Genomic DNA, 20,364 nt, shown 5'->3' with positions numbered 1-20,364 from the left:
ATCGCGCAGGCTTCAGGCATATGCAGTACCCCTGGAGGCAGCTGTCTTGCACAACACCTGAAGGCTGGCGCGATCCCTGTGGGAGCGGCTTTAGCCGCGAACACCGGCGGAGCCGGTGCCATCCACCGCACTGGATTCTTCGCGGGCATGCCCGCTCCCACAGGTAATCGCGCAGGCTTCAGGCATATGCAGTACCCCTGGAGGCAGCTGTCTTGCACAACACCTGAAGGCTGGCGCGATCCCTGTGGGAGCGGCTTTAGCCGCGAACACCGGCGGAGCCGGTGCCATCCACCGCACTGGATTCTTCGCGGGCATGCCCGCTCCCACAGGTAATCGCGCAGGCTTCAGGCGTATGCAGTACCTGTGGGCACGACTGTCTTGCACAACACCTGAAAGCTGGCGCGTTCACTGTGGGAGCGGCTTTAGCCGCGAACACCGGCGGAGCCGGTGCCATTCACCGTGTTGGATTCTTCGCGGGTAAACCCGCTCCCACAGGTAACCGCTCAGGCTTCAGGCGTATGCAGTACCTGTGGGCACGACTGTCTTGCACAACACCTGAAAGCTGGCGCGTTCACTGTGGGAGCGGCTTTAGCCGCGAACACCGGCGGAGCCGGTGCCATTCACCGTGTTGGATTCTTCGCGGGTAAACCCGCTCCCACAGGTAACCGCGCAGGCTTCAGGCATATGCCGTACCTGTGGGGGCAACTTTCTTGCACAACACCTGAAAGCTAGCGCGGTCATTGTGGGAGCGGGCACGCCCGCGAACACCGGCGGAGCCGGTGCCATTCACCGCGCTGGCTTCAGGCTAATGCAGTACCTCATGCGCCTATGCAAAGGTCGCCCAGCCTGCTTGCCACATCCCTTGGCGGGTACTGCCGGAAAGCATCTGAAATGGCAGTGATCAGCTGCGTGTCCCTGATCGGGTCCAGCCCTGGAAAACGCTTGCCATTACAGTCACCGTCATGGGTAAGCACGGCCTCGACGCTGGCGTTGTTATCCCGATAAACCTGTCTGATCGCCTGGGCTTCCTGGTCTTTGCTGTCTACGCAGCGCAGGGCATGGTGAATGGCCAGTGCCGCGCCAAACGCCAGCGACGGGGTTTCAATACCATGCTTGCGTGCAAGGTCGATGCTGCTGAGGATGCGTTCGTTGCGCTGAAGCTTGCGCAACGGGTCGCGCCCCACCCGGGCACAAGGGTCTTTGAACGAGGTTGCACAGCGCTCCAGGAAGGTATCGGCAAAACGGCTGACCACTTCTGCCATCTGCGGGTACTCCGCCACCAGTGCTGGCCCGACTTCCTGGCGAATCAGGCGTTCGGCCAGTTCGCTGACACGCGCATCGCCCATACCCTGGCCCACCGAGTCATGGCCCAACAGGCTCGCGTACCAGGCAACGATGGCATGCGGGCCGTTCCACAGGCGGTTCTTGATGACCTGGATCTGGGTGATGTCAGGTACCGTCTTCACCTGGCGCAGGCGTTCGAGCAGCTCGCTGCCGTGCTCTACATACAGCGGCATGTCGGGTTCGCTGTTGAACAGGATCAGGTGCAGCTGGCTCATCGCGCTGCTGGGCTGGGCAAAGGGCCTGAAGCGCCCGATCAGTCGTTCGTATTCAGGCACTGGCGTGGATGCCTTGGTGGCGACTGCCGGCTCGTCTTCCAGGCTGTTCTGGAACATCTGCGACTTGATGCGCAGTTGCCGCACCAGTGCGTCGTTGCTGAGCTTGGAGACGATGCGGCTGACGACTGTTTCGGCGAAATGGGTCTTTTCCAGCACTTGCTCGCTAATTGCCGGCGGGCACAGCAATGCCAGCTCTGCCTGCACATGGCGGCGCACGAACGCGGCGCCGCCCACCTTGTTCAGCACGATCAGCAGCGTCAGCTCACGGCCACGTCGTTCGAAACGTTGCAGCAGCCCCTTGGCAATCACCTTCGCCTGGTTGCGGATGGCCTGCTCGGGCAGGCTCAGGCCGATAATTTCGGCCGTGGTGTACATGCCGATGACTGCGTCGCCTTCGTCCATGTCGATCATGCGCACATTGTCGATGGTCTGGTCGAATGATGTAGCACCGTAGCGCACGCTGTAGCGGCCGAAGGCATTGACGCTTTCGCGCAGCATGCGCGAGCGGGTCGCGGCGATGATTTCACGAGGCCGGGTGTAGCCATCCCAATGGGAAAACACCTGTGTCAGGTAACCACCGCCGATGGCGCCGAAGCCGTGAATGCCTACGCTGAACTGGTTCAACGAAGCCGGGAACGGCTCGCTCAATGCCGGCATGCCCAAGTCAGGTACGCACTCGCTAAGGTCGGCGAGAAACTCATGCATGCTGCGGTAGGCTTTGAGCGCGCCAGCCTTGATCTCGGCAGCGGGCGGCTTGATGTCTTCGATCAGGATCGCCTGGCCTTCGGCACGTATGGCTGACAGCATGCCGTTCTCCGAATCCTCGACCATGAAGCATTGGCCCGGCTCGCAATTGAGCGCGCGAGCGGCTTTCAGGAAAATCTCGGGGTGGGGTTTGCCCTGGCTGACTTCATCGCCACAGACAGTGATGTCGAAATACTTCAGCACATTGGCATTGATCAGGTATTCCTCGGCAATGGCACGGCGGCTGGAGGTGGCCACTGCCATGGTCAAGCCCGACTTGCGCAGGCGCTCCAGCACTTCCAGCAAGCCGGCCTTGATGGGTACGCCGTGATTGCGCACGTACTCCAGCTCAAGTTCATCCGCGCGCTTGCGGATCTCGGCGTACGGGAAGTCTTCACCGTTATGCGCCTTGGCCAGGGCTTCGGCCTTGGTCGCGCTCAGGCCCAGCGAGCCGATCAATGTGTCCTCGCTCAGCGCTTTGCCGAAGATTTCCAGCGAGGCTTGCTTCAGTGTCTTGAAGCGCAAGCGTTCGGTGTCGAAGAGGGTGCCATCCATATCGAAGATGGCGCTGAGAATCTGTTTACCTTGAAAGAAAAGCATTGGGTGTTGCCCCTTGTTGTTGCGTCAGACATCCCGCCTGTCACAGGCGAATACGGTGTGAGAGCTGCAGCGTGGGCAGTCAGGTCGGAGGCACACGGTCGACAGGGGGGCGCTCAGGGGTAACGCAGAAGTAAGGCGGGGCGGAGCGGGGAGTGCAGAGGAGGTTTGCAACCTTTGAGGCGAGGCGGGCGGCTGGTTTGGCCTTGAGGTCACGCCCACTGGCTGCAGTCGGTTTTGCAGGCAGTGGGCGCAAATAGCGATGGATACGTGTGATTCCAAGCATAAGGTGCTTTGCTTCCTTTTCGTCATGGGTGATCCTTTTTCAGCCTTGCACGTATGCGCGCCGCCATGCAAGGCTTGGGCTTCCGTTACAAGGTGAACCGCAATGACCCAAGCTACCGATCAGGCCTTTTATGACCGCGCCGATGCGCACATCGACCTGGCCAACCAGCAGATTGAAAAATTCGAAGACCTGGGCAAGGTGAGTGCCTCGCTGACCTTCGGCGCCACGCGTTTCAGCGCCTGGATGAGCGCCCGCAGCTTCAAGAGCGGCGCGGAACTGGCGGCAGCCCGGGAGGAGATTCTGAAGTACTTCTGCGAGCAGTACCGGATGATGCTCGAAGACAACCTGGATGAGCACATCGAGCATTTTGACCGCCTGGTACTGGGCAAGGACACCTGACCTCGCCTGCCTGCTACATGAGCTGCCGCGGGCCGGATGGCGTACCCGGCCCTGGCCCTGCTTGCGCAGCCCTGTTCAGCGGCGCAGCAGGCGAGAGACCACCAGCGTGACGGCGGCGGTGATGGCCAGCGCGGCGAACGGTTTTTCCTTCACGAACGAAGACACCGTATCCAGCGTGTCACCATAGGTCTTGGTCAGCTGGCCTGCTGCCTGACGCCCATCGCCTTCGGCTTCCAGCGCAGGATCCTCGATCAGTCGGCCTACAGCGCTCTGCGCCTTGCCTGCCAGGTTCTCTGCTACACCTTCGATCTGTTCACGTTTCATGATGGCTTTGTTCCTTCCTGTGATCGGCTTTGGGTTAACAGCACAGGGTTAGGGCGGTGAAGGGCCGCAATGGTTCCAAGCGTCTGCGTGTCACCTGCAGATCACGCATCGCACATGGCTTGGGAGCGCGAGGCTAACGCGCTTTCTTCTCGAGGATCCGCGCCCCGGTACCTTCCTTGCCCAGCACATCCTCGGGGTTGCGCAGCGGGCAGTCTTCCAGCGACAGGCAACCGCAACCAATGCAGTTGTCCAGGCTGTCGCGCAGCGCCTCCAGCGTGCGGATTCGGGCGTTCAGGTCTTCGCGCCAGGCGGTGGACATCTCGCCCCATTGCGCCGCCGTAAGCTTGCTGTTTGGCGCATAGCGGCTGAACGCCTGCTTGATTTCCTCCAGCGGAATACCCGTGCGCTGCGCCACCTTGATGATCGCCAGTGTACGCAGCACCAGCGAGGGATAGCGCCGCTGGTTGCCTGCCGTGCGGACGCTGGCGATCAGCCCCTTGGTCTCGTAGAAGTGCAGCGCAGACACCGCCACGCCGCTGCGCTTGGCCACTTCCCCCACTGTGAGCATCCGCGTGTTGTCCGCTGCCATGTCTGTTGACCTCAAGTTAAGTTGAGCTCTTATAGTCCTGCCCGATCTTCCCCGCAACCGCTTTCCCTGTGATCGGAGCTGTGCATGAACAAACGGACGTTACTGGCCTGGGCTGGCGCTGTAGCCGGTGTGCTGGCTGCTTGCTATGCGTTAGTGGGTAGCGGTTCGGCGCCACCCGCTGCGGCGGCGTGGCCGGCGACCAAGGTGGCGCTTGCCACGGCCGAGCAGGTGCCGTTGGCGCGACAGAACTTTGCTTCAGGGGAACTGGAAGCGGTCAACCAGGTACAGGTGGCGGCCGAGACGGCGGGGCGCGTTACCCGCATCGCCTTCGAGTCGGGGCAGGCGGTCACTGCCGGGCAGTTGCTGGTGCAGCTCAACGACGCGCCGGAGCAGGCCCAGCGGGTGCAGTTGCGGGCCAGGCTGCGTAACGCCGAAGTGGTGCTGCAGCGCAGCCGCAAGCTGCGGGCGATGAATGCCGTGTCGCAAGAGCTGCTGGACAACGCCGCCACCGCCGTGGACGTGGCCAGCGGGGAGCTGCAGCATGTCGAAGCGCTGATCGCGCAGAAGGCCATTCGCGCACCGTTTACCGGCAAGCTGGGCATTCGGCGGGTGCATCAGGGCCAATACCTGGGCGCCGGCGAGGCCATCGTCAGCCTGGCCGACATCAGCCAGTTGCATGTGAATTTTGCCTTGGGCGAGCAGGCAGCCCCCGAAGTGCACGTCGGGCAAGTGCTGGCACTGACGCTGGACGCAGTACGCGGGCAAGGCTTCAAGGCCCGGGTGGTGGCGGTCGATCCGGTGGTCAGCAAGGCGCGCCTGGTGCAGGTGCAGGCCGCCTTGCCGAACCCCGACGGGCAGTTGCAGCCGGGCATGTACGCTGGCGTGCGCCTGGATGCTGTGCAGCCGTCGACTGTATTGGCTGTGCCAGAAACCGCGATCACCTACGCCGCCTATGGCCAGACAGTATTCGTTGCCACTCAGGACTCGGCGCATGGTACCCGGGTCAGCAGGGTGCGGGTCACCACTGGTGAGCGCTGGGAGGGGCGGGTGGAGGTTACCTCCGGCCTGGCGCCCGGTGACCGGGTGGTGGTGTCTGGCCAGTTGAAGCTCAGCGACGGCATGTCGGTCGAGCCGGTGGCGCAGGACAGCTTGCAGGCAAACCTCGGAGGGGGGCAGCCATGAAGTTTACCGACCTCTTCGTGCGCCGCCCGGTGCTGGCGCTGGTGGTCAGCAGCCTGATCATCCTGATGGGGCTGTTTGCCATGGGCAAGTTGCCGATCCGTCAGTACCCGTTGCTGGCAAGCTCCACCATTACCATCAGCACCGAGTACCCCGGCGCTTCGGCCGAGCTGATGCAGGGCTTTGTGACCCAGCCGATCACCCAGGCGGTGTCGTCGGTGGAGGGCATCGACTACCTGTCCTCGTCGTCGCAGCAGGGGCACAGCCTGATCACCTTGCGCATGGTGCTCAACCGCGACTCGACCCAGGCGCTGGCCGAGACCATGGCCAAGGTCAATCAGGTGCGCTACCGCCTGCCGGAAAAGGCTTACGACCCGGTGGTGGAGCTGTCGGCAGGCGACTCCACCGCCGTGGCTTATGTGGGTTTTGCCAGTGACAGCCTGTCGATCCCGGAGCTGAGCGATTACCTGTCGCGGGTGGTGGAGCCGCAGTTCTCAGGCATCGACGGCGTGGCCAAGGTGCAGTCGTTCGGTGGGCAGCGGCTGGCCATGCGCCTGTGGCTGGACAGCGAACAGATGGCCGGGCGCGGGGTGACGGCAGCGGACGTGGCGCAGGCGGTGCGGGCCAACAACTACCAGGCGACGCCGGGCCAGGTGCGTGGGCAGTACGTGCTGGCCGATATCCAGGTGGACACCGACCTGACCCGGGTCGAGGACTTCCGCGAGCTGATCATCCGCAACGATGGCACCGACCTGGTGCGCCTGCGCGATGTCGGCACTGTCGAGCTGAGCGCGGCTGCCACCCAGACCAGCGCTACCATGGACGGCAAGCCTGCCGTGCACCTGGGGCTGTTTCCCACGCCGGCCGGCAACCCGCTGGTGATCGTCGAAGGCATTCGCCAGCTGCTGCCGCAAATCCAGCAGACCCTGCCGCCCGGGGTGAAGGTGGCGCTGGCCTATGAGACTGCGCGCTTCATCGATGCTTCGATCCATGAGGTGCTGCGCACCCTGGTGGAGGCGATGCTGATCGTGGTGCTGGTGATCTGGCTGTGCCTGGGTTCGCTGCGCAGTGTGCTGATCGCAGTGGTGGCCATCCCGCTGTCGATGCTCGGTGCCGCAGGCCTGATGCTGATGTTCGGCTTCAGCCTCAATCTGCTGACCTTGCTGGCGATGGTGCTGGCCATCGGCCTGGTGGTGGACGATGCCATCGTGGTGGTGGAGAACGTGCACCGGCATATCGAAGAGGGCAAGTCGCCGGTTGCTGCGGCATTGGCCGGGGCGCGTGAAATCGCCGGGCCGGTCATTGCCATGACCCTTACCCTGGCGGCGGTGTATGCGCCGATCGGGCTGATGGGCGGGCTGACCGGCACGCTGTTCCGCGAATTTGCCCTGACCTTGGCGGGGGCGGTGATCGTGTCCGGCATCGTGGCGCTGACCCTGTCGCCGGTGATGAGCTCGTTGCTGTTGCAACCCGGGCAACAGCATGGCGCGATGGCCAACATGGCTGATCGGTTGTTTGCTGCGTTGACCGCGGCCTATGGACGAGTGCTGGCCTACTCCCTGGCGCATCGCTGGATCAGCGCGGGTGTGGCGCTGCTGGTGTGCCTGAGCCTGCCCTGGCTTTACCTGCTGCCCCAACGCGAGCTGGCGCCGCCCGAGGACCAGGCGGCGGTGCTGACCGCCATCAAGTCGCCGCAGCATGCCAGCCTCGAATATGCGGAACGCTTTGCGCTGAAGCTTGACCAGGTGATGAAGTCCATCGCCGAAACCACCGACACCTGGATCATCAACGGCACCGACGGCCCGGCCGCCAGTTTCGGGGGTATCAACCTCAGCGCCTGGCAGGCGCGCGAGCGTTCCGCCGCACAAGTGCAGGCGCAGTTGCAGCAGGCCGTGGCGGATATCGAAGGCAGCAGCATCTTCGCCTTTCAGGTCGCTTCGCTGCCGGGCTCCAGTGGCGGCCTGCCGGTGCAGATGGTGCTGCGCAGCGCCCAGGATTACCCCGAGCTGTACCAGACCATGGAAGTGCTCAAGCAACGCGCCCGCGACAGCGGCCTGTTTGCCGTGGTGGACAGCGACCTCGACTACAACAACCCGGTGGTCAAGGTGCGCGTCGACCGGGCCAAGGCGGCCAGCCTGGGCATCAGCATGCAGGCCATTGGCGAGTCGCTGGGTGTGCTGGTGGGCGAGCAATACCTCAACCGCTTTGCGTTGTTCGGGCGCTCCTATGATGTGATCCCGCAGAGTATCCAGGACCAGCGCCTGACGCCTGCGGCGATGAACCGCCAGTATGTGCGCGCCAAAGATGGCAGCCTGGTGCCGCTGGGCACGGTGGTGCACCTAAAGATCGAAGTGGCGCCCAACCGCCTGCTGCAGTTCGATCAGCAGAACGCCAGTACCCTGCAGGCCATCCCGGCGCCGGGGGTGTCGATGGGCAACGCCGTGGCCTTTCTCGAACAGCTCACCGCCGAACTGCCGCCGGGCTTCAGCCACGACTGGCAATCGGAATCTCGGCAGTATGTGCAGGAGGGCTTTGCCTTGATGTGGGCGTTTCTTGCTGCCCTGGTGGTGATCTACCTGGTGCTGGCGGCGCAGTACGAAAGCCTGGTTGACCCACTGATCATCCTGGTGACTGTGCCGCTGTCGATCTGCGGTGCGCTGCTGCCGCTGGCGCTGGGCTGGGCCACGCTGAACATTTACACGCAGATTGGCCTGGTGACCCTGATCGGCCTGATCAGCAAGCACGGCATCCTGATGGTGGAGTTCGCCAACGAGATCCAGGTGCGCGACAACCTCGACCGTGCTGCCGCCATTGTCCGTGCCGCGCAGATACGTTTGCGGCCGGTGCTGATGACCACTGCGGCGATGACCTTTGGTGTGCTGCCGCTGCTGTTCGCCAGCGGCGCCGGGGCCAACAGCCGCTTCGGGCTGGGGGTGGTGATCGTGTGCGGGATGCTGGTGGGCACCTTGTTTACCTTGTTCGTGCTACCGACCATCTATGCCTGGCTGGCGCGCGATCACCGGGTGACCACGGTGCGGGGGCAGCAGTTGCTGGAGGCCGGTCGGGTGTTGGGCATGTGAAGAGAGGGAACAGGAATATCGGGGCTGCTTCGCAGCCCATCGCCGGCAAGCCAGCTCCCACAGGGGTTGTGCCGGGCTTGAAGGCTGTGCAGTCCTGTGTGAGCTGGCCCCCACAGCGACCGCGCTATTCTTGAGACGAATGCTGTACCTGTGGGAGCTGGCTTGCCGGCGATGGGCCGCATAGCGGCCCCGGTTGCACGATCAGGACGGTGAGCGATCCCGGCGCATCTGGGTCACCAGGGTGAAGCGGTCATCCGGGTGCACGGTTTCGGAAACCGCCATCAAATCACCGTTTTCCTCGCGGTACTGGCGGATGATTTTCAACCCCGGTGAGCCCGCCTCGGCCTTCAGCGCTTTGGCCATCTCTGTCGTCAGCAGCACTGCCCGCACCTGCTGGTCGACCACCGCGATCGCCCGGCCATAGTGCTGCTCGATCAACCCGGCAATCAGCTGGTCGGGGTGCTCGCGGGCCCGTTCGATGACCTCGGCATAGTCGCGCTGTGCGTACACATCGGTCCAGCACAGCGGCGCGGCATTGTGCAGGCGGTCGACGCGGATGCTCGACACGCAGAAGTAATGCTCGCCCGGTACCAGCCCCAGCCGCGCCGCTTCGCTCAGTTCGGCGACGAAATGGCGCACGTTCTGGATTTCCCGCTGCTGGGTTTCGGCCAGGTGGGCCAGGTCGGCCACGCTGGCCAGCGACTGCGAGTAGCCGCCGCGCGGGCTGCTGGCCTCCACCCGGGTGCCCACGCGCTTGCGCCGTGACACCAGCCCCTGGTTGAGCAGCTGGTCGATCGCGGCGCGCACCGTGTGCCGGCTCACATTGTAAAGGTCGCACAGCTCGAACTCGGTCGGCAGCAGGCTGCCCACCGGGTAGCGGCCGTTGGCGATGCCTTCCATCAAGTCCTTTGCCACGGTGGAGTAGCGCGTCGGGTTCATGCCTCTGGTCTGTCTCGCACATTTCATCGGTAGGCAGTGTAACAGCGGCAGGGACATGTTCGGCACCGCCGAAATGCGTGCGGTGCCGGGCCTTGCGCCGGGTGCGGCGCTCTAAGCGCATGCTCCTGCAGGGAGATGTGTCGGCATCACAGTTGGTGTTTTGACCGTAACAGCAATGCCGCTACTGCACACCCGACCAACGCCAGGCACGCCAGGTAGAACGCATCACTGTAAGCCATCAGGTAAGCCTCCCGCCGAATCGTCCCGGCCAGCCCCTCCAGCATCTGCTGCTGGTGCGGCAACCAGCTCTGTACCGTCTGGTTGATGCGCTCTTGCACGCCAGGCTCGAACACTGTCACCTGCTCGTGAATACGCTCACTGTGAAAGCGCTCACGGGTGGCAACCAGTTGCGTCAACCCGGCCGTGCCGATGGCTCCCCCCAGGTTGCGCAGCATGGAGAACACCGCCGAGGCCGAGCCGGCTTCACGCTTGTCCAGCCCGGCCACCGCCAGCACCGACAACGCCACCATGATGAATGGCTGGCCAATTCCGCGCACCACCGTGGACGGGATGATCACGTTGTCGGCACTGTCGGCGCTCAGGCTCGCCCCCAGCCAGCAGCCCAGGGCCATGATCAGAAAGCCGCTGGCGACCATGAACTTGGCGCTGGTCCAGCCCATCAGCCGGGGCATCAACGGCGCCAGCAGTAGTTGCACCACGCCATAGGCGATCAGCGCCACGCCGACATCGTGCGCGCTGAAACCCTGCAGCTGCGACAGGTAGTTGGGCACCAGGAATACCAGGCCGAACGTGGCGGCGCCAAAGATGAACATGGCCACGCTGGCGACGCCGAAGTTGTAGCGCCCGAGCAAGCGCAGGTTGATGAACGCGCGCTGGCCGAACAGCTGGGTCACCACGAACACCACCAGGGCAATGGCGGCGACTACACTCATGGCGACGATGAATGGCGAGCCGAACCAGTCCAGCCGGCCGCCTTCTTCCAGCACGATCTGCAAGCCACCCAGGCCGATCACCATGGCGGCGATACCCAGCCAGTCACCTTTGCGTAGCAGCTCAAGCTTCATGGGCTTGACCTCGATCGACCAGGCGATGGCGAACAGCAGCGCAATGCCGGGGAACAGTTGCAGATAAAAGATCCAGCGCCACGAATAGGCATCGGTCAGCCAGCCACCAATCGAGGGCCCGGCCGCCTGCGCCACGCTGTTGGCCAGGCTGAAAAGCGCCATGCCCATGGCCATCTTGCTGGCCGGCAGTTCGGTGATGATCAGCTGGAACGACAGGGGAATCAGCACCGCGCCCGCAGCACCCTGGATCACCCGGATGGCAATCATCGCCTCCAGGTTGGGCGCCCAGGAACAGGCCACCGAAGCTATCAGGAATATGAGTGAGCCGGTCCACATCACCCGCCGCAGCGAGAACACCTCCACCAGCCAGGCCGTCAGCGGAATCATCACGATTTCCGCCACCAGGTAGGCGGTGGAAATCCATGAACCTTCCTCGAAGCTGGCACCCAGCGAGCCGCGGATTTCCGGCAGCGCGGCGCTGGTGACATGCACGTTCATGCCGGCCATGAAACAGCCGAACAAGCCGCCGAGCACCGCCACCCAGGCGCGCAGCGAGACGGGTTGTTCAGTGCGCATCGGCCACCTCTGCGGGGCGGGTGTCGACCGTGCTCACCACCGACATGCCGGGCAGTACCTGCGGGCCATCCAGCGGTGTGTCCAGCAGAATGCGAACCGGGAAGCGCTGGACAATCTTGGTGAAGTTGCCGGTGGCATTGTCCGACGGCAGCAATGCGAAGACATTGCCAGAAGCCGGCGAGAAGCTGGCCACATGGCCGTGCAGTGGCTGGCTGGCGAAGCTATCGACGCGGATTTCTACCGGCTGCCCCGAGCGCATGTTGGCCAACTGGGTTTCCTTGAAGTTGGCCACCACATAGGCCTGCTGCAGGGGCACCACGGCCAGCAGCGGCTGGCCCGGCACCACGTACTGGCCGGCGCGTACGCGGCGTTGGCCGACCACGCCCGTGATCGGTGCGCGGATCACGGTGTCCTGTTCGTCCTGCTCGGCCAACTGTTGGCGGGCCTGCGCGCGGGTCAACGCTGCCGCGCGCTGTTGCAGTTCGGCGTCAGCCTGCGCTGACCGGGCCTTGGCCATGGCCAGTTGTGTCCGTTGTTGGCGCAGCGCGGCCTGGGCACCTTGCAGCGCGGCTTGCGCTTGGGTGGCAAGGGCGCTGGCGGTTTCCAGGCGCTGCACGGTCGCGGCGTCGTCTCGCACAAGGCCACGGTAGCGTTGCATGTCCAAGTCACTGCGCCGCTGTTCGGCAATGGCACTGCGCATGGCAGCTTCAGCCTGCAGGATGGCTTGTTGTTGCAGGTTGATACGCTCGCTGGCCACCTGCTGGCGGGCCTGGGCGGCCACCAGTGTCGCCTGCGCCTCGGCCACACCTGCCCGGGCCTGGTCAAGGCGGGCGAGGTAGTCGCGGCTTTGCAGGCGTACCAGTACATCGCCGGCTTTCACGGGCTGGTCGTCAGCCACTGCTACCTCGGCCACGTAACCGGCCACGCGTGGGCTCAGGGCCACCCAGTCGGCGCGGACGTAGGCGTCGTCGGTGGTCTCCAGGTAGCGGCCGGTGGTGAGCCAGTAGCTGGTGAAGGCCAGCAGGGCGATTGCTGTCAGGCTACCGCTGGCGGTGCAGGCCAGGCGGCGACGGGCTTTGGCCCGCTGTTCACTTTCGAGGGGTGCGGTTCGTTCTACGGCAACATTCATGTCCGGTTTCCATGCTTGATTTTTGGGGCTGCTGTGCAGCCCTTCGCGGGCACGCCCGCTCCCACAGGGATGCCGTTTTCTTCGGGCGCTGCGCAGTTCCTGTGGGAGCGGGCGTGCCCGCGAAGGGCCGCTAAGCGGCCGCATTTGTTACTACCTCGAGCTACCACCGTCCGCCCAAGGCGCGAAACAGATTGACCTGTGCCTGTGCCAGCCGACCTCGGGCTTCTACGTGGCTGCCCCGCAGGCGAATCAGTTCCCGCTCGCTGTCCAGCAACGCCAACCCGTCCACGGTGCCGGCGCGATAGTTGCCCTGGGCCAAGGCATAACCGCGCTGGCTGTGCGTCAGGGCGGAATGCAGCGCCTGCAACCGCTGCCGCTCACCGTCATAGCGGGCAAGGGCCTGGCGTACGTCCTTGAGCGCGCTCAGCGCCATGCCGCGGTAATGGGCAACCTGCGCCTGCTGCAAGGCCTCGGCTTTGTCGACCCTTGCGCGGTTGGCTTTGATATTGGGGAATTCCCAACGGATCAGCGGGCCAATGCCAAACATCACCGCGCGGCTGTCACCAAGGTTGGCAAGGTCATGGTCCGAGGACGTCAGCGAAGCGCCGAAGATGACCTTCGGATACAGGTCGGCCCGGACGATGTCGGTTTCCAGGCTGGCCGCCTGCAGCTCCCGTTCGGCCTGGCGCACATCCGGCCGGCGTTCGAGCAAGTGCCAGCCATCGCCGGCCGGTAGTGGCGCCGACAGCGTGGGGATGGTTGTGCAAGTTGCGGTGTCGGCCAGCGAGGCCTGGCCACTGAGCATGCCAAGTTCGTAAAGCGCCATCTGCCGCCGGGCTACAAGCATCGGCAGTTGTGCACGCACCTGTTCCCGCAAGCCCAGCAGGCGCTCGCTGTCGAGGGCAGTGGCCACGCCGGCCTGGCGCTGGCGTTCGCTCAGTTGCACGCTGTGGTCGAGTGTTTGCAGGGACTGCTTAGCCTCGTCCAGGCGCGCCGCGTAGACGCACTGGTCGATGTAGGCGCGGCTGGTCTGGGCGACCACTTGCAGGCGCACCAGGTCCAGCGCCGCAGCGCTGGCTTCGGCCTGGGCCCGGGCGCGCTCGATGGCAGCACGCACCTGGCCCCAGACATCCACCTGATAGGCCAACTCGATACCTGGGTTGAATTGCCATTGAGCCGGCGCTTGGCTGTCGGTCGCCTCGGCCAAGGTCTGGTCATCGGCGGTCTTGCCATAGGTGGCGGCAAAGCCCATCGAGGTTGACGGCCAGCGCCTGGCATCGAACTCGCCGATCCCGGCCAGCATGGCCTGCACATTGGCCTCGGCCTGTGCCAGGTCCTGATTGTGCGCCAGCGCTTGCTGTACCCAGTGGTTAAGTTGCGGGTCCTGGAACAGCGCCCACCATTGTCCGGGCAACGGTTGCCGGCTGACACCGGCTGGCACACTCGCCAGCGGGTTGGCCAGCAGCGCTGCAGGTGGCTCGGCAGGTGCGGGTTGCCGGGTGCACGCCGCCAGCACGCCGAGCATGGCGAGTACGGCAAACCGGGCAGGGAAGGGAAATGAAGGCAGTAAGGGCATCACACATGTCGCTCAAGGGTGGTGATGCGAGGTTAACGAGGGGATAGCGCACGCCGCTGCCGCAAGCGGGACAACCCTGCGCGCAAGTGGGACAACCTGGGGCTCAGTACCCGCGCGCGGTACTGTTTTGCCAATCGCTCGGCGCGTAGCCGAGGATGCGCTTGAACATGGCGGCAAAGGCGCTGGCGCTCTGGTAGCCGTGCTCCAGCGCCACGTTCAGGATCGGCTGGCCATCGGCCAGGCACTGCTGGCTGAGCATCACCCGGGCACGGGCGCGCCATTCACCATACGACATGCCCACCTCGCGCTGGAACAGCCGTGCCACGCTGCGGGCGCTCATGTTCAGTTGCGCGCCGCATTGCTCCAGGGTCAGGTCCTGGGCCGGGTCCTGCAGGAAGCGCTCGCACCAAGTGCGCAGCCGCGCCTGGTGCGGCAACGGCACAAAGGCATCGATACGCCTGGCAGTGGCCAACTCAAGCTGGATCAGTGCCCGCACGTGCTCGCCGTCACGCGGGTCGAGCATGCGTGACGCGGCCAGGATCAGTTCGTGCAGCAGGCCGGACACAACGATGACCTGGCAGCGGTCGATGCGCGCATCGAGCAGCAGGGTGCGCATGCTGACCACGCCTTCCATGCGGATGGCATGGCTGACCCCGGCGGGCATCCACAACGCATGCCCGCCGGGGATCACCCAGCTACCGCCTTCGCTGCTGACCCGCATCACACCACTGGCGGCGTAGATCAGCTGGTCTTCGGCGTGGCAGTGGCTGGCCACTTCTTCGCCGTGTCCGTAGTCCATTTCCAATGCTTGCATGCGGGGTATCCTCGGTATTGGATCCGATTATACGGCGGCTTATTGGTGCTGGATTGCGAAGATTGGTGGTTCGGCGCAATTATTCAGCGCCTGTGCAATCGAGCGCCGCCCGCGCGGCGCTCGATTGCACAGGCGCTGAACATGTCGCGGCAAGCACCTGGTGGCCCTGACCCGATCCCTTGGCAGCTCCGGCGACCGGGCATGAGAACCCGACAGTCAAGCTAGCAGCACCTTCATGGTGGCCGTACGTTTGCGACACACGGCTCGATGGACCGGTCTATCGCGGTATGTGCCTTATGGTCACGCCTTGGTGGGCAAGCTCATATGCAGCAAGGGGAACGGCCGGCCTTCGCCATCCAGCGGCGAGCGGCCGGTCTGGACGAAGCCGTAGTGCTCGTAGAACCCTGTTGCCTGGGGGTTCTGCTCGTTGACATCGACACTCATCGCGTTACGCGACTGGCGGCCAAAATCCAGCAGCGCCCGGCCAATACCTTGGCCATGTCGCTCGGGGTCGACGAAGAGCATTTCCACGTGGTTTTCATTGAAACCGATGAAGCCCAGCGGCTGGTCATCGGTGTCTACTGCAACCCACAGCTCGACGGCCGGGAAGTACACGTCGCGCAGCTGTGGCAACAGCGCGTCGATGTCGGACGGTTGCAGAAAGTGGTGGGTGGCGCGTACGGCGCGCAGCCAGATGTCGAGCAGCTGCGGGGAGTCTGCAGCAATGCCTTGGCGAATGATCATGAGGTCATCCTGAATGTATAGATGGCAGATGGGCGCGCCCAAAGGTGGCGGCCATGCAGGTGTCGGCACCATGAATGACCGCTTCGCGATTTAACGCCTGGGCGGTGCACGGCGGGGGAAGCCGGAAGAGAAGTTGGCGGAAGGTTACCCGGATTGCGCAGTGTGGGGCAATGCAGCCTGAGTCAGATTTTCCGGTGTTGACTCGACCGCAACCCGTATCGATGCTGGAATTGAGTCCGCACGTCATGGCCATGGCCGGGAGCCCCAATGAACCGCAACGAACTGCGCAAAGCTGATATCAACCTGATGGTGGTGTTCGAGGCCCTGATGCAGGAGCGCAACCTCACCCGTGCTGCGGAAAAGCTGTTCGTCGCGCAGCCCACGGTCAGCGCCGCGCTGGCCAGGTTGCGGGCTATGTTCAATGACCCGTTGCTGATCCGCGTGGGCAACCGCATGGAACCGTCGGCCAGGGCCGAGGAGGTCATCAAGTACCTCACCCCGGCGCTGGATGCGATGTCCACCGCCCTCAGCATGACCCATGATTTTGAGCCGCTGACCAGCAAGATGACCTTCCGCATCGGCTTGTCCGATGATGTCGAGTCGGGGCTGTTGCCGCCGTTGCTGCGGGCGCTGCGGGTGGAGGCGCCGAATGTGGTGGTGGTCGTGCAGCATGTGGATTACTGGCGCATTCCAGACTTGCTGGCAGCAGGTGATGTGACGGTCGGCATCAGCCAGACCAAGGGGCTGCCGGCCAACGCCAAGCGCAAGGTGCTGCGCACGATGCAGGGCAGGGTGGTGCGGGCCGACAAATCAGCCACCCCACTGACGCTGGATGAGTTCTGCGCCCGCCCGCACGTTCAGGTATCGCCCACCGCCAATACGCAAGGTGTGGTCGATGACTGGCTGAAGGATATCGGCCGCGAACGCAAGGTGGTGTTGTCGGTGCCGCAGTTCAGCTCGTTGCCGGCGATTCTGGCCGGGACCGACCTGCTGGCCTGCTGCCCGGACTATGCCGCGCAAGGTATGGAGCGTTGGGGCAACCTGCAGGCCGAGACGCTGCCGTTCGAGACGGCTGCGCTGGAGCTGGCCATGGTCTGGTTGAGCACCACCGACAGCGACCCGGCCGAACGCTGGCTGCGCAGCCGCCTGCAGCAATACATGAGCGGCGAGCGTGAAGTGGCGATCGGGCTTTAGTCGCGATCACTGTGCGAGTGCTCCAGAGCCTTTCTCAAATGCAGCAACGCTCGCTGAAAGACTGGATGGCAATCGTTATAGGGCAGATCGTCGAACGCGGCCCAGAAGAATGTGAACAGGTGGCCATGGTCATCCTGTGTCTGGTGGGACCAGTGCTCAGGCAGGGCATCTTCCACCTGGCACAGGTGAAACGACCACACTTGCCCAAGATGGTTAGCATCCCAGCAGCCCAGGTCTTGTTTGACCGTGGCTTTGGCGATGCCGGACTCCTCGGCCAGTTCGCGCAAGGCAGCCGTGGCAGGGGTTTCACCTTTTTCAATGGTGCCTTTAACCAACTGGACGCCGGCCTGAGGGTGGCGAAACAGCAGTATCTGCGCAGGCAGCGAGGATGAAAGGACTACGGGGCAAGCCTTGTTGGGGCGCATGGAGGTTTCCATTTCAGTCAATGCGGTGCGCAGTCGCCCAAGAATGCGCTGCGCAACAGGGTGATGGCTTCGTCCACTGAGTACCCTTGTATCGCCGGTGGTTCAGGGCGCTCACAAAACTCACGCCAGACGTATAGCGTCAACTCGGCGCCGTCGGTTTGCGGTTGCACGCTATTGGTCCAGCCGAATGCCTGCAGCGCCCGGTAACGTTCGTCTGCCCAGAACAGCGCTCCGACCCAAGGGTAAACAGGGATGAAATGGGAGTGGATGGCATACCCCGCGTCATGGCCATACCGGCTTATGTACAAACGCGCCGGTTGCAGCTCACGCCTTCCTGTGGCGAAGCGGGCAGGTTACAGCAGGGCTGGTAACCTGTCGCGATGGCATGAGGCTTTTATGGATAGGCGCTGCGCTTGCGCGTTTTTTTCGTCGGGCGCTTGCCAGGCTTGAGTTGCCAGCGGTCGGCATTGGCGAGCAAGCGCTCCTGAATTGCGCGGGGGTAGTCGCTGAGGGTGGTCACGGGTGGTACGGGCTTGCCGGGCAAGCCGGCCTCGCGGATTACTTTCGGCCAGCGCGGTCGCCAACACAGCAGCAGGCTGAGCCAGTGGCCGGTGCCAACGATGACGAAAGCGGGCCACACGAACAGCAGGATAACTTTGAACAACCAGCTGCTTTTGCGGAAGAAACGCCCAAGCCCCTCGAACTGGGCGCTGAATGCCTGGATGGGAGATGGTAGTTGTGTGCTCAGGCGGGGGCGGGGGACGGCTTGTGGGCCTTCTTCCATGTAGCGGCGGATGAATTCCCACTCATCACGCAGTTCGCTGCCGCCTTGGCCTTGCTTGCCGAGTAGGGCCATTTCCATATGGGGAAGGCCGGTGCGGCTGGGGTGCCAGACAAGACCGAGTCGCATGCCCACGCTGAGTGGGTCATCTTCTGGGTCGATGGCTGTACTTCCGGTTGTTTTCCATGGGAAAGTGACGATGCCGCCGCAGTAGCCGGGGCGGTGGAGGTGGACCTGTTGAGTTTTTCGATTGAATCGAATGAGCAGATGGCGGCTGGTAAGCATTTCCAGTCGCGAGATTTTTACGCCGTACTTCAGGTAAAAATACAATGCTGCTCCTGAGGCTGAAGACAAGAGAGCAGTAAGTAAGGCTGCTATAAAGGAGAATGAATAAGGGTGGGTGATATCAAGCCAGATGGAACCGACAGCTATGCCGGTTCCGAAAATTATTCCAGGCAGCACTCCGCTGATCGTGACTAGCGTAATAAGGCCGCGCTTCTCTTCTGAACCGCCACAGCGCATTTCCATGTGGGTTTCATTGAATGTATAAACAGGGCCGCGTAGGAGGGGTGTTTCACTTACCTGGCAAAAGTGAATCTCTTCATTCAGGTCGCCTTCATAAAAATCTTTATTTGCGCGCTTCTCTGCAGGGGTCATCCCTGCTTCGTACGTTCTACGTGCAGCTGCTGACTGGGTTGCCATCTGCCAGAATCCCCATTCGATAAGATACATTATAAAACCTCGCCGATAGCAAGATGTAGGGCGCTCAGCTCTTCTTGCTCTTCATAGGGCTTAATATTTTTATGAGTCCGGAAGCTGCTGCGTTTGCACCACTTCTCTAACGCGTCATCTTCCAAAATATAGATTATGAGTGTCAGGATGAGTCCGATCCAGAATGCGCCTAAGACTAAACGTGCAAGTAGTAAGCGAGCAGCTTGTGTTCCCAGTTTGTTGGCGAGCGCGCCCATGGATGTTGTCATCATTCTCACAAATTTTGTTTTGGCATTCTGAGATAAATGGTCAAAAAGAGGTTTTGCGATTGCAATGGCTGTTCCTGCTTCCGCCAACGAGATTGTAATAGTTGCCAATGCCCGCGATGCGTATGCGAGTGCTAGCGTTCTGGGTTTTTTTGTACTTTGTTCGGTAAAATTTTGCTTGCGGTATATTAACTGCTGAGCCGCATCGGCGAAGTCCCACCAGGCGAGTACGAAACCCCCTGCCCCAGCTAAACTGGCTCCCCATAGTTTCAAACGGCCTAAAGTGGCCGCTGCTCCTCTTCCAGTCACACTGTTTGCGCCGTAACGCGTCACCACCTGATCCACATAGCTGGCTCCAATTTCAAAGCCCGCCGCAGCCGTAGTCATCGCGGCGGCCATGAGCTCGGTCTTGATGCGCGCATCACTGTCAGGCAGCTCGCGAGCCTTGAAGGCCATTAGCATGCCTTCCAGCAGGCAGACCAGACCGGCGGCACGCACTTTATAGAAGTCGCTCTTCTGACCGTCAGCCTGCATCAAGCCTTCAGCCCAGGCATGATCCAGATAGCGCGCAAGCTGGCCACCGCTGCGTTGTGGGTCAATGGGTTGCCCGCTGCGCGCAGCGTCGCTCAGACGAATGTCGACCGCCGTCTCATGCACCGACGCAAACAACGTCACGCGCAGACCGTGGTGCAGCGCTCGGTCTGCACTGTTGGGGGCGCCGGTTCGGAGTATCTGTCGCCCTAGCGCCACATACCACGCATGCAGGCCGATGCTGGCGGTGTTGTTGCTCTTCTGCAATTCCTCGTACAGCGAGTTGATACGCCCGAACGCATTCGCAGCGATGTGTGCCTGCCGGGCGAGCGATTCACGCAGTTCGAACGACGACTCTGCGGGTGGTTCGGCCTTGGCGGCTTCCAGCAGCGCCGCAAGCTCCTCTCGGAGATCATCCTGGTTGTAGCTGATACCGCGTATTGCCAGGTTGCCCCGGTCGGCCACGTCGCTACGCCACCAGTGGTCCAGCACCTTGGTGCCCCATTCACTCAACTCCATGCCGATCACGCACTGGCCGGTCTGCTCGGCAAAGGCCAGGCCGTTGATGAGGTCGGCGTTGTCGTAGTGGTCCAGCGCTTGCAGCAACCGTTCGCTGACTACCCAACGGGCATGGTCCTTGGCGCGGTCTTCTGCCGCTTGCTGGGCTTGTTGCATGGCCTGTTCGAAGGCTTCGAGCTGATCGTGCATGGCCTGACGGTCGACCAGGTGGCCGTATTTCTGGTCGAACTTCTTGCTGAACTCGCCAGCCTCCTGAC

The 20,364-nt window shown here is 63.0% G+C and carries 16 protein-coding genes; 4 read left to right on the top strand and 12 right to left on the bottom strand.

Annotated elements, in window-relative coordinates:
• Nucleotides 1-818 precede the first annotated feature (818 nt).
• Nucleotides 819-2,963: a bifunctional mannitol-1-phosphate dehydrogenase/phosphatase gene (mtlD, locus tag WF331_RS25885; RefSeq protein ID WP_340623440.1), complete on the bottom strand. Its 2,145-nt coding sequence runs from the start codon at nt 2,961-2,963 to the stop codon at nt 819-821.
• A gap of 385 nt (nt 2,964-3,348) precedes the next feature.
• Here mtlD and WF331_RS25880 point away from each other — a divergent pair, with 385 nt between their 5' ends.
• Nucleotides 3,349-3,645, top strand: a complete 297-nt coding sequence (locus WF331_RS25880) for a DUF3144 domain-containing protein (RefSeq protein WP_174370393.1) — start codon at nt 3,349-3,351, stop codon at nt 3,643-3,645.
• Nucleotides 3,646-3,720: 75 nt separating this feature from the next.
• On the opposite strand, the gene WF331_RS25875 is transcribed toward WF331_RS25880, so the two are convergent.
• The gene (locus WF331_RS25875; RefSeq protein ID WP_016500817.1) at nt 3,721-3,969 is read right to left on the bottom strand and encodes a CsbD family protein; all 249 of its coding nucleotides are present in this window, start codon (nt 3,967-3,969) and stop codon (nt 3,721-3,723) included.
• Between the two features lie 133 nt (nt 3,970-4,102).
• Nucleotides 4,103-4,558: a redox-sensitive transcriptional activator SoxR gene (gene soxR, locus WF331_RS25870; RefSeq protein ID WP_016500816.1), complete on the bottom strand. Its 456-nt coding sequence runs from the start codon at nt 4,556-4,558 to the stop codon at nt 4,103-4,105.
• A gap of 84 nt (nt 4,559-4,642) precedes the next feature.
• On the opposite strand from soxR, the gene WF331_RS25865 reads away from it, so the two are divergent.
• Nucleotides 4,643-5,740: an efflux RND transporter periplasmic adaptor subunit gene (locus tag WF331_RS25865; RefSeq protein WP_016500815.1), complete on the top strand. Its 1,098-nt coding sequence runs from the start codon at nt 4,643-4,645 to the stop codon at nt 5,738-5,740.
• Nucleotides 5,737-8,817 (top strand): MexW/MexI family multidrug efflux RND transporter permease subunit, encoded by a 3,081-nt coding sequence (locus tag WF331_RS25860; protein ID WP_340623439.1) that lies wholly within the window; start codon nt 5,737-5,739, stop codon nt 8,815-8,817. Before WF331_RS25865 ends, WF331_RS25860 begins: the two co-directional genes overlap by 4 nt.
• Nucleotides 8,818-9,018: 201 nt before the next feature.
• Here the strand turns inward: WF331_RS25860 and WF331_RS25855 are convergent, their stop codons facing one another.
• From WF331_RS25855 to WF331_RS25830, 6 genes are all read right to left on the bottom strand, one after another.
• A complete protein-coding gene (locus WF331_RS25855) occupies nt 9,019-9,756 on the bottom strand; it encodes a GntR family transcriptional regulator (protein ID WP_340623438.1) in 738 nt (245 codons plus the stop codon).
• Between the two features lie 146 nt (nt 9,757-9,902).
• Nucleotides 9,903-11,417, bottom strand: coding sequence for a DHA2 family efflux MFS transporter permease subunit (locus tag WF331_RS25850; protein ID WP_284361516.1), 1,515 nt, complete (start codon nt 11,415-11,417; stop codon nt 9,903-9,905).
• Nucleotides 11,407-12,546 (bottom strand): HlyD family secretion protein, encoded by a 1,140-nt coding sequence (locus WF331_RS25845; protein ID WP_284361513.1) that lies wholly within the window; start codon nt 12,544-12,546, stop codon nt 11,407-11,409. Before WF331_RS25845 ends, WF331_RS25850 begins: the two co-directional genes overlap by 11 nt.
• Nucleotides 12,547-12,706: 160 nt before the next feature.
• The gene (locus WF331_RS25840; RefSeq protein WP_284361512.1) at nt 12,707-14,122 is read right to left on the bottom strand and encodes an efflux transporter outer membrane subunit; all 1,416 of its coding nucleotides are present in this window, start codon (nt 14,120-14,122) and stop codon (nt 12,707-12,709) included.
• Nucleotides 14,123-14,225: 103 nt separating this feature from the next.
• Nucleotides 14,226-14,936 (bottom strand): AraC family transcriptional regulator, encoded by a 711-nt coding sequence (locus WF331_RS25835; protein WP_284361509.1) that lies wholly within the window; start codon nt 14,934-14,936, stop codon nt 14,226-14,228.
• Nucleotides 14,937-15,236: 300 nt separating this feature from the next.
• Complete coding sequence (locus WF331_RS25830) at nt 15,237-15,680, bottom strand: acetyltransferase (protein WP_016500808.1); 444 nt, start codon at nt 15,678-15,680, stop codon at nt 15,237-15,239.
• Between the two features lie 267 nt (nt 15,681-15,947).
• Here WF331_RS25830 and WF331_RS25825 point away from each other — a divergent pair, with 267 nt between their 5' ends.
• Nucleotides 15,948-16,874: a LysR family transcriptional regulator gene (locus tag WF331_RS25825; protein ID WP_284361505.1), complete on the top strand. Its 927-nt coding sequence runs from the start codon at nt 15,948-15,950 to the stop codon at nt 16,872-16,874.
• On the opposite strand, the gene WF331_RS25820 is transcribed toward WF331_RS25825, so the two are convergent.
• From WF331_RS25820 to WF331_RS25810, 3 genes are all read right to left on the bottom strand, one after another.
• Complete coding sequence (locus tag WF331_RS25820; protein ID WP_016500806.1) at nt 16,871-17,299, bottom strand: NUDIX hydrolase; 429 nt, start codon at nt 17,297-17,299, stop codon at nt 16,871-16,873. The genes WF331_RS25825 and WF331_RS25820 overlap by 4 nt on opposite strands.
• Before the next feature lie 394 nt (nt 17,300-17,693).
• Nucleotides 17,694-18,812, bottom strand: a complete 1,119-nt coding sequence (locus WF331_RS25815) for a DUF6708 domain-containing protein (RefSeq protein ID WP_340623437.1) — start codon at nt 18,810-18,812, stop codon at nt 17,694-17,696.
• Nucleotides 18,812-20,364: T6SS effector BTH_I2691 family protein (locus tag WF331_RS25810; RefSeq protein ID WP_340623436.1), on the bottom strand; the 1,553-nt coding region annotated here is incomplete at its 5' end. The genes WF331_RS25815 and WF331_RS25810, both read right to left, overlap by 1 nt.

The organism is Pseudomonas sp. YNh, assembly GCF_037993085.1.
GTDB lineage: Bacteria > Pseudomonadota > Gammaproteobacteria > Pseudomonadales > Pseudomonadaceae > Aquipseudomonas > Aquipseudomonas putida.
This window is presented reverse-complemented; position numbering and strand designations above follow the sequence as displayed.

What these genes read in the sequence shown, in the direction of transcription:
- WF331_RS25880 (WP_174370393.1), top strand. Translation starts at nt 3,349, where the DNA reads ATGACCCAAGCTACCGATCAGGCCTTTTATGACCGCGCCGATGCGCAC.
- WF331_RS25875 (WP_016500817.1), bottom strand. Translation starts at nt 3,969, where the DNA reads ATGAAACGTGAACAGATCGAAGGTGTAGCAGAGAACCTGGCAGGCAAG.
- WF331_RS25820 (WP_016500806.1), bottom strand. Translation starts at nt 17,299, where the DNA reads ATGCGCCCCAACAAGGCTTGCCCCGTAGTCCTTTCATCCTCGCTGCCT.
- WF331_RS25835 (WP_284361509.1), bottom strand. Translation starts at nt 14,936, where the DNA reads ATGCAAGCATTGGAAATGGACTACGGACACGGCGAAGAAGTGGCCAGC.
- mtlD (WP_340623440.1), bottom strand. Translation starts at nt 2,963, where the DNA reads ATGCTTTTCTTTCAAGGTAAACAGATTCTCAGCGCCATCTTCGATATG.
- WF331_RS25840 (WP_284361512.1), bottom strand. Translation starts at nt 14,122, where the DNA reads ATGCCCTTACTGCCTTCATTTCCCTTCCCTGCCCGGTTTGCCGTACTC.
- soxR (WP_016500816.1), bottom strand. Translation starts at nt 4,558, where the DNA reads ATGGCAGCGGACAACACGCGGATGCTCACAGTGGGGGAAGTGGCCAAG.
- WF331_RS25830 (WP_016500808.1), bottom strand. Translation starts at nt 15,680, where the DNA reads ATGATCATTCGCCAAGGCATTGCTGCAGACTCCCCGCAGCTGCTCGAC.
- WF331_RS25860 (WP_340623439.1), top strand. Translation starts at nt 5,737, where the DNA reads ATGAAGTTTACCGACCTCTTCGTGCGCCGCCCGGTGCTGGCGCTGGTG.
- WF331_RS25865 (WP_016500815.1), top strand. Translation starts at nt 4,643, where the DNA reads ATGAACAAACGGACGTTACTGGCCTGGGCTGGCGCTGTAGCCGGTGTG.
- WF331_RS25850 (WP_284361516.1), bottom strand. Translation starts at nt 11,417, where the DNA reads ATGCGCACTGAACAACCCGTCTCGCTGCGCGCCTGGGTGGCGGTGCTC.
- WF331_RS25845 (WP_284361513.1), bottom strand. Translation starts at nt 12,546, where the DNA reads ATGAATGTTGCCGTAGAACGAACCGCACCCCTCGAAAGTGAACAGCGG.
- WF331_RS25855 (WP_340623438.1), bottom strand. Translation starts at nt 9,756, where the DNA reads ATGAACCCGACGCGCTACTCCACCGTGGCAAAGGACTTGATGGAAGGC.
- WF331_RS25825 (WP_284361505.1), top strand. Translation starts at nt 15,948, where the DNA reads ATGAACCGCAACGAACTGCGCAAAGCTGATATCAACCTGATGGTGGTG.
- WF331_RS25815 (WP_340623437.1), bottom strand. Translation starts at nt 18,812, where the DNA reads ATGTATCTTATCGAATGGGGATTCTGGCAGATGGCAACCCAGTCAGCA.